Source organism: Rhodococcus sp. NPDC059968, from assembly GCF_042738615.1.
Classification (GTDB): domain Bacteria; phylum Actinomycetota; class Actinomycetes; order Mycobacteriales; family Mycobacteriaceae; genus Rhodococcus_F.
This window is the reverse complement of sequence record NZ_JBHWUE010000170.1, coordinates 1-12814: the sequence shown is the minus strand read 5'-3', so window position 1 is coordinate 12814 and position 12814 is coordinate 1. Positions and strand designations below refer to the sequence as shown.

General features: G+C 62.9%; 10 protein-coding genes and 1 pseudogene. 6 read left to right on the top strand and 5 right to left on the bottom strand.

What is annotated here, in order from left to right; all coding sequences use genetic code 11:
- The first annotated feature begins 139 nt into the window (after positions 1 to 139).
- Positions 140 to 835, top strand: coding sequence for an alpha/beta fold hydrolase (locus ACFWAY_RS51140; RefSeq protein WP_378516167.1), 696 nt, complete (start codon positions 140 to 142; stop codon positions 833 to 835).
- Between the two features lie 1993 nt (positions 836 to 2828).
- On the opposite strand, the gene ACFWAY_RS51135 is transcribed toward ACFWAY_RS51140, so the two are convergent.
- From ACFWAY_RS51135 to ACFWAY_RS51125, 3 genes are all read right to left on the bottom strand, one after another.
- A complete protein-coding gene (locus ACFWAY_RS51135; RefSeq protein WP_378516166.1) occupies positions 2829 to 3890 on the bottom strand; it encodes a zinc-dependent alcohol dehydrogenase family protein in 1062 nt (353 codons plus the stop codon).
- 114 nt (positions 3891 to 4004) lie between these two features.
- Entirely contained in the window at positions 4005 to 4904 is a 900-nt protein-coding gene (locus ACFWAY_RS51130; RefSeq protein ID WP_378516165.1) for a helix-turn-helix transcriptional regulator, read from the bottom strand.
- A gap of 784 nt (positions 4905 to 5688) precedes the next feature.
- Positions 5689 to 6171 (bottom strand): MarR family winged helix-turn-helix transcriptional regulator, encoded by a 483-nt coding sequence (locus tag ACFWAY_RS51125; RefSeq protein ID WP_378516164.1) that lies wholly within the window; start codon positions 6169 to 6171, stop codon positions 5689 to 5691.
- Positions 6172 to 6325: 154 nt separating this feature from the next.
- Between ACFWAY_RS51125 and ACFWAY_RS51120 the strand changes: the two genes are divergently transcribed.
- The 5 genes and pseudogenes from ACFWAY_RS51120 to ACFWAY_RS51100 all read left to right on the top strand — a co-directional run.
- Positions 6326 to 6820 carry a DUF6292 family protein gene (locus tag ACFWAY_RS51120; RefSeq protein WP_378516163.1) on the top strand — a complete coding sequence of 165 codons (495 nt, stop codon included), beginning with the start codon at positions 6326 to 6328 and terminating at the stop codon, positions 6818 to 6820.
- Between the two features lie 515 nt (positions 6821 to 7335).
- The gene (locus tag ACFWAY_RS51115) at positions 7336 to 7539 is read left to right on the top strand and encodes a hypothetical protein (RefSeq protein ID WP_378516162.1); all 204 of its coding nucleotides are present in this window, start codon (positions 7336 to 7338) and stop codon (positions 7537 to 7539) included.
- A 428-nt stretch (positions 7540 to 7967) separates the two neighbouring features.
- Positions 7968 to 8633, top strand: a complete 666-nt coding sequence (locus ACFWAY_RS51110) for an ammonium transporter (protein ID WP_378516161.1) — start codon at positions 7968 to 7970, stop codon at positions 8631 to 8633.
- 379 nt (positions 8634 to 9012) lie between these two features.
- Positions 9013 to 9606 carry a GtrA family protein gene (locus ACFWAY_RS51105; protein WP_378516160.1) on the top strand — a complete coding sequence of 198 codons (594 nt, stop codon included), beginning with the start codon at positions 9013 to 9015 and terminating at the stop codon, positions 9604 to 9606.
- A 339-nt stretch (positions 9607 to 9945) separates the two neighbouring features.
- Positions 9946 to 10434: pseudogene (locus ACFWAY_RS51100) on the top strand (phosphatidylserine/phosphatidylglycerophosphate/cardiolipin synthase family protein); the annotation flags it as partial.
- A 331-nt stretch (positions 10435 to 10765) separates the two neighbouring features.
- On the opposite strand, the gene ACFWAY_RS51095 reads toward ACFWAY_RS51100, so the two are convergent.
- Positions 10766 to 11098 (bottom strand): site-specific integrase, encoded by a 333-nt coding sequence (locus ACFWAY_RS51095; protein ID WP_378516159.1) that lies wholly within the window; start codon positions 11096 to 11098, stop codon positions 10766 to 10768.
- Positions 11099 to 11617: 519 nt separating this feature from the next.
- Positions 11618 to 12775 carry a thioesterase domain-containing protein gene (locus tag ACFWAY_RS51090; RefSeq protein ID WP_378516158.1) on the bottom strand — a complete coding sequence of 386 codons (1158 nt, stop codon included), beginning with the start codon at positions 12773 to 12775 and terminating at the stop codon, positions 11618 to 11620.
- Positions 12776 to 12814 lie beyond the last annotated feature (39 nt).

Sequence of the window (12814 nt, the reverse complement as noted above, 5' to 3'; positions counted from 1 at the left end):
TTGTAGTAACACGCCTCCAACGCGCATATTCGGCATTACCCCAGTTCAGCGCGCCTTTCCGGGAAATCGTGTGCTCATCAGCTGCGGAAGTCGGGCCAGATTCACTGATATTTACCAACTTTCAGGCAAGGAGACCAGCATGAGTTCAGCACAAAAGACAGTCGTTCTCGTTCACGGGGGCTTTGTGGACGGATCCGGCTGGAGGGCCGTCTACGACGCCCTCAAGAAGGACGGATTCAACGTCCGCGTCGTGCAGAATCCGACAAAATCACTGACGGACGACGCGGCCACCACACGTCAAGTCATCGATGACGTCGACGGTCCCGTCATCCTCGTAGGGCACTCCTACGGGGGAGCCGTCATCACCGAGGCCGGCACGCACCCCAACGTCGCCGCCCTCGTCTACATCACCGCATTCGCGCCGGACACCGGTGAGTCCGTGAACACCCTCCTCGGCGGCTTCCCACAGGACGGACCCCAGCCCCCGATTCTGCCGCCACAAGACGGCAACCTCTTCCTCGACCGGAACAAATTCTCCGACTCGTTCGCCGCGGACGTGCCAGCCGAGCAAGCGGCGTTCCTGGCCGACTCCCAGGTTCCATGGGGTCTCGACGCCCTCGGTGGGACCATCAGTGACGCCGCCTGGCGCGTCAAACCCAGTTGGTACCTGCACGTCACCGAAGACCGGATGATCCCACCCGCCGCACAGGAGTCGATGGCCAAGCGGATCGGAGCGACCGTGATCGAGACACCCGGAAGCCACGCCGTGTACGTATCGCGACCCGACGTCGTCGCCGACATCATCCGACAGGCAGCAACTGCAGACGAACAATAGTTACCGGCAGGGACCCACACGGGATCTGCCTGTTCCAGTCAGAGAGTGTCAATCGTGCGAGCCATCTTTGAGCTCGCACGATCGGGACGAGCGTGGCGCATTCGAATCCATCACCCGCTTGTCGAACCGCATAGACTTTTCCGGCGCCGCGAAGGCGCTCGGTCCAACAGGATCCGAAATGACCGTAAACCCCGTCCCCCACCCACGCTCTGCTTCCGACTGCTCGGCGCCTCCCGAGGCAGACATCGACCAACAGATTCGCAAGTACAGGCACGCGCGACGACGAAGCCGCCGAGAACGACTTGGTGATCGCCGTAATCCTGCCTTGCCCAGGGAATCCTTCGAAATCATCGAGCTGGCTCGGATCTGGATGCCGTATGGCGGAGTTCCCGCTGACCTCACATTCGAGACCTTTGGGATCTCCCAGCATCAATTCCTCGAGCGACTGAGGCGAGCAGTCGAGACCACAGGTTGCGATTCCCGAACCGCGGGCGAACTCGCCACGGTGTACGCACACGTGCAGGAGACACCCCACCAGCCCGACCAATCCACCTGATTCGTTGCACCCGAACGGGCACTGTTCGGCGTCAGACACGCATGTATTCATGAAGATCCAGAGGATGTGAGTCCGCTCGATATCGATTACGAACACTTATCGGCGGACAGGTGCGTCGTCCGAATACGCAAAACTACTAACGGGTCCCGACGTAACGCTCGGACCAGCCGCAGTAGGGTGGACGACGCAGGAGGCCGCGGAACGGTTAGGCATCATCCGGCCGACGTTGGAGCCGCACGCATCAAGCACCACCGCGAACAACCGTATCCGGTACTTGTTGGTGTCGAGTTCGGAACGGCCAATTGCACCGGACCCAGCTCTAGGTACCATGCGACGTACGCGTTCTTCGGAGTCGGGTATGACCCACCGTCGTTCGACCCGACCGCGGGCACAGTCGCCATGTCTGATTCTGGTCGAGCAACCAAGTCGGATGTAGACGCAAAGCGGCCGGCCCCGGATGCACACACATGGTTGTCCCGCCCATGATTGCGGGACACTTTGTTTCGTCATCGACGCGTGCTCCACGAGCACAGCGAGCAACTTTAGCGTCATCCGGTCCTCGGACGATCAGCACCTGTAGCGCTCTCGACCCGATCGCTGCAGTTAGAAGTGAGAGGACGTTGGTGCCCGATGGGGTGGCCGAGGAACAGCCTCGGGAACATGCCGAGATCAGAGGTGCGATTAGCGTCCCGCATTGCCTGTAGACCTGGATCAGCAGGTTCGATCCAATGTCTGCCTGCTTCCGGGTCGCGGTGTGCGGAGCCACTGCGCCATCCGACCGGTGGATGCGTTGAGCCCGGTTCTCATCGCATAGCCGAAGCACTGAGGATCATCATGAGCCAATGGTGTGTCCCTGCCACAGTGAATACCGGCGGCCGTCTAGGGAATTGCGGAGTACCGTCACCGAGCTCGGTGACGGACGGCGCCCATATCCACGACGGCAATGATCTCCCGAAACTCGCCCGCGCGAAGAAACTCCTCCACCTCGAGAGCCGCTTCGGTCTGGCGACAACCCCGCACCCGTCCGACCACCCAGACACAGCCGAGAGGACAAGAGGCAGATCATGAACGCCGGTCACCGCGTTGCGTTGTGCACCCTCGGAGGGACCATCGCGTCCTTCCCCACGCCGCCGGCCCCGGGGATCCTCCCCCGCGAAAACTCCCCGAGCCTGCGCTCGGCGATCTAGCAGATACTTCCCAGCATCGAGATCGTCGAACACAGTCTGGCCCAGGCCCTCTCCGCAGCAACAGATTTCGAGCTGCTGCAGTCGTGATCACTCGGCAAAGATCTCGGCACATTGCCAACTCGAATCGATCCGGTCCCGAACTGCCCGTGCCCCGCTGGTGATTCGGGCCGCGACGGGCAGCACCTGCCGTGTGGGAGTCGCCCTTGACCATTGCGTGCCCCTGCCCACTTCACGGCGAGCCACAAGCTATTCAGGGGCGGATGAGTACCTTGATGGCGCTGCGCTCGTCCATCGCCTTGTATGCATCGACGATGTCCGCGAGCGAAACCTCGCTGTCGAATACCTTGCCGGGCTCAATTCGGCCGTTCAGCACATCCGGGAGCAGGTCATCGAGGTAGGCGCGGACAGGTGCAATGCCGCCGCGAACGCCGACATTCGTCCCGAACATCTGTCCGACTGGCAGCTCCCCGTGTGGGACACCGACGAATCCAACCTGCCCCCCTGGACGGGTGGAGGACAGCGCCTGATCCATCGACTCCTTGGTGCCGACGCACTCGAGCACAGCGTCCGGACCGATGCCGTCGAACATCTCCTTGAGCCTGGCGATGCCGTCTTCCCCGCGCTCAGGCACGATGTCCGTTGCGCCGAACTCGGTCGCGAGCTTCTGCCGGGACTGGTGCCGAGACATCGCCACGATTCGGGACGCACCCAGCCGCTTCGCGGCGATCACCGCGCACAACCCCACCGCGCCGTCACCAACGACAGCGACGGTGCTGCCTTCCTGCACGCCGGCCGACACGGCGGCATGATGCCCGGTCGCCATGACGTCGGACAGGCTCAGCAAGCTCGGAATCAGCGCCGGGTCGGGGTTCCCGCCGGGAACGACGACCAGCGTGCCGTCCGCGAGCGGGACACGGACCCGTTCACCCTGGCCCGCATCCGCGAACCCTTCCTCCTTCGTGCCGACGCCCCAGAGCCCGCCGTGTAAGCACTGGCCGGTGACACCGTTCCGACAGTTGAAACAGGTGTTGTCCGAAATCGAGAATGGGGCGATCACGAAATCACCGACCGTCACGTTCTCGACGCTGTCACCGACAGCCTCAACGACGCCGACGAACTCGTGCCCGATGCGGTGGGGCCGCTCGGTGGGTTCGATGCCACGATAGAGCCACAAGTCGGAACCACACACGCAGGACGCGACGACCTTTACGATCGCGTCGCGACCACTCGAACCCGGGCCTGTGGCGAGCACGGGGTCCGGGACCTCTTCGACTCGAATGTCCCGCTCTCCATGAATGACTGCAGCGCGCATTTTTGCTCCTTTGTTCGCAACTGGCCAGTCAACGCACATCATTGACCGCCTGTAATCACGATATGGAGCAACGCAGCATCGAGGGAGTCACGCTCCGTGACCCCCTCACAGCCATCACTGCCGGGTGCCCGGAGCGTCCTGGTCGAAGCGGGCATCGTCCCGCGCCCACAAGTCGAGCAGCCGCATCGCATCACCCGCGGGCGTACCTGGTTCCGGATTGAACGTCAGTAGCGACACATCCACGTGGGCGGCGAGGTACATGCCCTCGTACGTCAGATCCATCCGCCCCACCACCGGGTGGTTCACGCGCTTCAGACCGGTCGCGTGTCGGCGGACGTTGTGCGAGGCCCAACGCGTCGCGAACTCCTCCACCTCGAGCAGTTCAGCTACCAGCGCCGAGAGCTCCGGGTCGTCCCTTCCTGTGCCGAGCTCGGTGCGTAGGATGTCAACACTGTTGTCGGCGATGATGTCCCAGTCCACCCAGAACGCCCGCGATGCGGGTTGGTTATTGAAGTGGAACCACGTGTGATTAACCGGATCCCGTGACCCGTCGTACATGGGCGCGTAGAACGCCCTGCCGAGCAGGTTCGCCGCGATCACGTCGCCACGGCGATTAACTGCAAAGGCTGGGATGTGCTCCATCGCATCCAGCAAGCGCTGCACGTCGGGACGTACCTGCGTGACCATCCGGATTGGTTCGGCCGCATCACCCTCGGCCAGTGCCTGGTGCAGTCGCCGAAGATGTTCCCGCTCGACATCCGTCAGCCGCAACACCCGGGCGACCGAGTTGATGATCGACGCCGACGCGCCCGCAGCGTCGCCGCGTTCGAGGCGGGTGTAGTACTCGACGCTCACACCCGCTAGCATCGCAACTTCCTCCCGCCGGAGGCCCTTCACCCGTCGTTTCGGGTCATTGCCCTGGATACCCAGATCACCCGGGGTGACGCGTTCTCGCCGCGACACCATGAAGTCACGGATCCGCCGACGGAGATCATTATCCTTACTCGGGCTCATGGCTCTCAGTACTCCTTGCTCGCCTACGCCCACGGTAGCGCTACCTGCGGACCGATCACACCGCGTCCGAACCCTCGCCTGTCGACAGCGAACTGGAGCCCTTACGGATCGGACAGCCAAGAGACCGATGACGAGGTCACCGCGGCTGTGAACGTCGTGTGGTTGCCATCGTGGTCGTGGTCGTGGCGGCCGTCTGAGCGGTGGTCGGGAACGACGCTTGCGGGCGCCGGTTGTGCTTCCCCGTTGTCCAAGCCTCCGACGGCGACGAAGCCACCTCGATTACCCGGATGTTCCTGTGGCACATCACCGAATACGAACCCAGCACCAATGAGGAACAGGGGTGGCCTGCTGCGGGATACCAGAGAGTCGCTTCGCCTCGACCAACTTGGTGGACGCATACGGCGGGGGTGACGTGCCCATCCAAGTAACCGACGACAACGAGCGGATCCTCCCGCCCGCAGTCGGGGACTCCGACGCCATCGCCATCCCCCACAACCGCCGCGATGACGCGTACTTCCTCCACCAGAATCGACCTCGACCCATCGTTGTGCGGACACGAAATACAGCCCGCCGAGCTTCGACACCCCAATCCAGGACTAAGCTAGAGCCGTCCATCGAATCGTCTCCCCCAGCCCGCGGGTCGCGCCGATCGGACTCTGGAACTGCTGATCTCGGGGGTGTGCGCCAACACATCGCTCCAACTGGAGTGGTCCCCGGGCCCTAACTTGACCTCACGGGACACCCGATGTTTCTGTGGCACCTCGTCGATGTTCGGCGTGGCGGGTCAGTTCTCCGCGACGACGGTTGCGTAGCTGGTGTTGTCCGCTGGTGCCGAACAGTCGTCCGCCGTCGCCTGCTGGAGCAGCGAATACAACTGCTCCCGCTGGGCGGGGTTGAGGGCGGAAAGGACATGATCCTCAGCCGCCGCGAGGGCACACTCCGCGTCTGCCAGGCGGGACGCCCCCGCCTCCGTGAGCTGGACGAGGTGGCGGCGCCGGTCCAGCGTGGAGCGGATGCGTTCGACGAGGCCGGCACTCTCGAGGTCGTTGAGAAGACCGACGATGTTGGCGCGATCCAGCATCAGTGTCGCCGAGAGTGCTTGTTGGGTAATTCCACTGCGGTCGCGCAGCACGGTCAGAGCGACCAGGTGACGCGGCCGCAGCCCCAGCGGGCCGAGAACGCATTCGCCGTGCAATCGCATCCTCCTGGCCAGGTAATCGAGGAGGGCACCGCAACGGTGCGTGGGCTCGTTCGCCAGACCATCCATGTCGGATATCTTACACTTCCCCGCCAACAATTGGTGTGCTAAGAATGTTTTGTCTTACACAAACCATTGGCAACGCACGACAAGGACTATGGCCATGGCTCACCTTCCGCACATAAATTCGAGCATCTCCGGCCCCGCGTCGACCAGTCGCGCAATGACCGCACGCGCCGCAAACACCCGGCAGGTGACGTATCCCGACGGGGCGGCTGATCACCCGACGGGCGCGCAACCACGTCAACGCACGCCATCGACGCTCCGAACCAGGCAGGTCCAGGCCACCAGCTCGGCGAATGCCGGTGAGTACGTCGGTTCCGTCGCGACGACGGTGGACGCCCTGTCGGTCGACTGGTGGTATACCCCCGCCTTCGACGCGGTCGTGACCCTTTCCAGCGAGATCCCCTACTACCGCGGCCGGAAGGCCGTCCTCGCCTGGAACCGCCACTTCGGGTGGTCGCTCGGAGTCCACGGACTCACCCAAGGAAACGTGCTGGTGGTCGAGGGACTCGGATTGGGACCAGCACCGGATCCCGCGCACTGCTCGGATCGGGTCGCCGAGTTGCTCACCGAACTCGCCGACTGGGCCCCTCTGCCGGCATCCGGACTGCCCGCCCCACGAATCGTGCACGGGCCCGACGCTCCCCGCGGGTGACCCAGATCCCGGGAACCCGTCCGTCTCCGGTGTCAACCCACTTGATATCGCAGACACCACGATCCTTCTCAGCTTTTGTCCAGGAAGGTAAGCCATGCTCGTCGCGACCATCGTCGTCTCGATCGCCCTCGCGTCCCTGTTGCTCGTCGCCGACATCGGAAGACTACGCCGCGACGCGATGCAGATGACCACCCTGACAACCGTCGGCTTCCCTCACCGCGGCGTGGCTCCTCGCCGCCGCCGAATTTGCCGGAGCAGTGGGCCTGCTCCTCGGGTTGTTCTCGTGGCCGCTACGAGTGGCTACCACAGCCGGGTCATCGCCTATTTCATCGGGGCGACCCTCGCACACGTTCGCCTCTGGGGACTACAAACTCGTCAGGCCCCTCATACTTCTGCTACTCGCGGTAGCCACCCTCGTGCGCACAATTTCCGCATAACGCGGGAGCGGTGGCCGCCTTTCGTTCCAGGCCCTCGCGTTTGATCGATCAGGCACCATGAGAAAGGAGGAATAAACCATGATCATCGATGATCAGCACCACCTCAGAGGCCGCTCCACCTCAGAGAACGTACTACGGTGGAAGGCATTCGGATTGTTTTCCGCCACCACTATCGGCGGGATGAGTCTGCTGGGAGCCTGGATTGGTAACCCGACACTCGGTGCCCTTGGTGGCGGACTCGCCGTCGGTCTCGTATTGCTGGCGGCGGCCATGCTCACATAGTCGCACGATGGTCACCCCCGTACAACCATCCCAGATCCACCAAGCGGCACCAACACCTGGACGACATCACGGGTAGAAGACGACCTGCGCGTCAACCGCGAGCTGGCTAAGAGAAGTTCATGATCCTCTGACGTTCGATTCGATCCTCAATCATCAACGGACGTCGCTCGCCACGCACCATGTCATCCCGACAGTGCACCGAGCCAACGAGTTCCGAACAAGCAAGACAGCCGACGGCACCTCGGCACTTGCTTCTCCAGCGCAGGTACAGGGATCGCGTAGGTCAGTTTCACCCGCCCCTCACTGAAGCCCGCCTACGGCAATCGCGCACCCATCGATGTCCACGAAGCCGACGGTCCCCTCTGGGCGCAGCGCTGTGACCGATGCCACCTCCGCACCCAACTCGGCAGTACAGAGCAGATGTCCATATGAAACTTCACTTATTCGCCATCACCTCGGCGCTCCTCGCCGCCACACTCACAGCCGGTTCCACCACTGCACTCGCGGAACCAGCAAGCCCCCCAAACGAGATCAGATATGAGGCACACATCGAAGGTACCTCGATTATCACCACGATCGACACCGGAAAGTTCACTCTGACTCCGAACAACTCCGCCGATCTCACCGACGAAACGGGGATGAGCGTTGTTTCACTGCCCCTCACCTATCGCATCGGCGAACGTGAATTGCCTTTCCACCGAGAAGTAAGCAGCGACGGCAAGACTCTTCGCATGACCCCGAGCGTCGACCAGCTATCCACGCCCAAAGCGGGCAATCAACTTGCGCTGCACGATACAGCATCCATCGCGGAGAACTCCCGAGCACAGACGGGCTTCCAGCAACAGCTCGCGATCGCGTCCGCCGTCGGTAGCCTCACCGGGACCATTGTCGGCGCAATTCTCGGGTTCCTGCTCGGGTGCGCCATCGGAACCCCTGTCGCAGTCTTCGGATGCCTGCCATTCGGTGTCACCGGCGCCGGTATCGGAGCCATTCTTGGAACGATCGCCATCGGTGGACCAACCCTGATCGTCGCCGGAATCGACCTCCTCACCACCCTCAGCGCACCACCGGGAACCACCAAATGGGCTGAATGATCTTCTGCCCACCGTCGTTCAATTCTCCGGTCATACACCGAACTGCCTGTTTCGGGCGGGCACCTGAGAGTGTACTGATTCTCTGTACCCACTCGGCCACGCCGGTAGACAGGTCTGATACCGAATCATTCGGTCGCCCAATCCGACTCCACGGCGGCCCGCGAAGCCCACACCAAATCAGAGAAAAAAACGATGGATAGTCGCGAGGGAATGCCAACGGAATGGCAGGCGCTGGTAGCCGACCTAGCCGAACGCTACCAGGATGTGCTTCGTCTTCGACTCACCTATCGGCGGTCCGTGTCAGAAACCGCAGAAGCAATGCGCACAAGCCCCGCTGACATTCTAATGACTCAACACGCGGCACTGAATAGGAAGTACTATGCAGCGGCACCTCGCAGAGACCACACCCATCAATCCTCGCGGCGCGGCGGGTACGGCGCGCGTGTACGGCGAATCCTGCGCCGCCGCGCGAGCTGAGGTCAGGCGACGGGCCGGTAGCTGCGTGTTACGCAGCGACGGCGTGTTGGCGCAGTTCGTTCGATTTGTTATCGTCGGCGGATCGAGCAATGCGCTGTACGCGCTGTTGTTTCTGATTCTCCATTCGTACGGCGTATTCGTCGCCAATGCTGCAGGCGTTGTCGTCAGCACAATCGTCGCAAACGAGCTCCACCGCAGGCTGACGTTTCATGCCTCCGCGCGGGTGAGTTGGTTTGTGGCGCAATGGGAAGCCGGCGGACTTGCGTTGGTGGGTGTGACTCTCACGTCGGTAGCTCTCGCATCGTTCGAGTTCATGGCCCCCACGGCCAATCCTCCGGTGGAAGCCAGCTTGGTGGTCGCGATCAGCGCGTTTGTCGGTGTGCTGCGATTCCTTGCGCTACGGGGCTGGGTGTTCTCGGTCTCGCCCGCGTCGAGTGGGATCGGGGCCGGCAAGGATTCCACCGCGGAGTTGGCGGTGGGAAGCATACTGAAATAATCCATTCGCAGCCGACGGGGAACCGTTTGGTACCAAGAAATCGTCTGCTGCGGTCCGGTTTCAGGGAGCGACTCGTAGTGGAAATGGAACCACCTCGTACGACATAGTAGGGAAGTGCACAATGCACGGAACTGAGACTCCTGCTTATCGGTAAAGTGTCAATCCGGCTCTACAACAGCTCGTCCACGGCTACGAACCACCACCGCCGCGGCAGAGCCGCACCACTGCGCCGTCCGGGCTCACAAGAGCAGGGGACGTGTCATATTCACAGTTCCTAGATGGACCGACCCAGTCCCGAGCACAAGAGCGGCACAGCGCATCGTGCCCGCACTTCCGAGTATGGGGACCACATTCCACGGACCGAGCCCCTGGCCGCACATCACCCGCACGATCCGAGTAAGGGGGCATCGCCGCGCCGCGATCGCGTACCTCGACCAGGAGGCACCCGAGCTGCTGCCGCTACGTGCCGGCGACATCCTCGTCGTCAACGCCTCCAGGGCCGCGGTACGCGCGCACGCCACCTCCCCGATCGCGCTTACATACTTCGTCGAGGCCTGCGTCCGGGTCCTGTCGTCACCGAACCTGCACACAGGCGTCATCACCGACGACCCCGAGGTCGTCGCCGCCGTCCGCACGTTCATCGACGGCATCGAGGAGATCACCGAGGTCGACCAGGCGTTCCTCGACAACGCCACCTCCGAATGGCAGATCGGTCGGGCGGTGCCGATCCCCGGGCTCAGCGGCCGCGTACGCGCCGACCCCGGGTTCCTGCCCGCGAAGGTCACCCGGATGTTTCTGCGGCACATCGTCGAATTCACTGACTCCGCGGGCTCGCTGTGAGATCCCATTCTGGTGACGGCTATTCAATTTTCGGCCTGGTGGGGATGCCGAGGTCGACGACGGCTCCGTTGTGGGAGCTGCGATCGCGCTGGAAGCGTGGGCGATACAAGCCGCGGCGCTCGCATGCATACGGTTCCATCGGGTTGTGATGGGCGTTTGCCCGTCGGCCATGTGAGGAACGACCCGAGGGAAAGGGGTTCACGATCGGCCCGCTGCCCTCCTCCAGGTCGAACCCGTAGAAGCATCGCAGCACCGTCTCGCTGTGTGCGCGAACCGATGCCGAATAGGGCTTCCCGCTCGATGTCGCCGTCGTACTCGATTAGCGCCAGTGCGATCGAATCAGTTTGCCTGCCAACAGTAGCCAGCGACAGAAATCCCGCGCCTCAGCATGGGTGGCGGAATTCCACGACACGTCGATCGCCCAGAGAAATCGGAACCAGCGCAGCAAATCCATCCCGTAGGAGCGGATCGTGGCGTCGGAACAGCCTCGCGCCTGCAAATCCCGGAAGTATGCGGCAACCGACTCCACCGACGCACCGGCGGGATCGGTCAGCATCAACGGCTGCCACCGATCGTCAGCCGCGCGCAGCGAACCCTCCAACGGAACCACCAACTCGGCGAGATCGCGCGGAACTTCCTCATCGATTGTCACGGTTGAGACCCTCCATCAGACCGCACAGGAGGCCTGAAACTGCACACCCGTGTGTCGACCGGGGTGGGTGCAGTCCCCATCGTGAAAGCCACACCCCACCCCAACACCGGCCACAGCGGCCCCGCCGCGGCCGCTCCCACAAACGCCTCGCACGCCACCGCGCTCAACACTGGCGGCCCACCTTCGCGACCACGACAACTCACCCCCAGGCCACCGGCGCGCTGACACACTATTCCGCAGTACTTACGTTCCTTCTCACGATCTTTCGTTCCGAGTACTCACCAACGCGCACACGAGGCACAACACATCCACCCCGAAACCCCGACCACTCGAATTGCAACGAGCGTCCGCCGAACTCATCGTCCGCGTGGCCGGACTCACACCGCACCGGCGTGTGCTCGCCGACCAGAGCCACCGTCGTCGGCGAAGCCAGGTCACCCGACGTGCACTCGTCCTACTCGACGTCGAGCCAGCAGCCAGTAACAACCCTCATATCGCGCCTTCCCGTGTTGCGAAGGCTCAGTCGACGAACTTCAAGTGGTGGTTGAGGACCGGGCCGATTGCCGCAAGGCCTTGCGGGCTCGTCATCTGCTCATGACTGGTGGGGACTTGGTATTCCTGCACTTCACCCAAGACGTATTCCTTCCAGATCGCGGCCCCCGTCTGACGCCTGAAATCTTGGCGATCCTGAGAACTTTCTGTGGCGCTGAAGAACAGAAGGTCAGCACCCTTGAGTGGCGACGGCCGGTGCGCGAGAGCGACGTCGACGAGGTCGCCGTATTGGCGGTAAAGAGTCTCGAGATGGGCCGGCGTCAGCGCCGCGAACAGTCCGCCCTTGCGACGCAGCAACGCCGCGGCCTGTTCTGTCGTCGTGTTCACATCCTCACCGGCATCGTATAGCTCAACAGCACCAAACTCGGCAACCAGTCTTGTGATCGTCGGGGCCTCGTGTTCGGTCACGATTCCGGCCATCAGGCGGCTGTCCATCATGGCAAGCGTGGCCACGTCGTCCCCATCACTCCGCAGCTGCACCGCTATCGCGTGGGCAATCTGGCCTCCCACCGAGTAGCCGAGCAGGTGATACGGCCCGTGCGGCTGCACGGACCGGATCTCCCGGGTATAGCGGTCCGCAAGCTCATCGAGCGAGTCGAAGCGCGTATCGGAATCGGTCAATGCGGGTGATTGAACTCCGTAGATCGGCCGGTCGTCGTCCAGGTACTGGACCAACCCGCTGAAACACCATGCCAGCCCGATTGCGGGATGAATGCAGAACAGCGGATTCCGGCTCCCGGTGACACGCAGCGGAAGCAGAACCTCAACGGATGAACCGACGCCTTTGTCGTCGGTAGCCTCCGGGCCCGTCGCCAACCGGTGCGCTAACGACGCGGGCGTCGAATGAGTGAAAATCCACTGGACCGGCACGTCCGTCATGATTGATTCGCGCAGTCGCGCGACGACTCCGGTGGCCGTCAACGAATTGCCTCCGAGGGCGAAGAAGTTGTCGTCCGCGCCGACCCGCGACACACCGAGTTCGACTGCAAACGCGGCGGCCACGAGAGATTCCGTGCCCTCTCTCGGTGCCCGGAATTGTCCTCGGCCGGTGCTGAAGTCGGGCGCAGGTAATGCAGCGCGGTCGAGTTTGCCGTTCGCCGTGAGGGGCAGGGCATCGAGGACCATCACGGTCGCGGGCACCATGTGCGGGGCCAACCGCTCGCC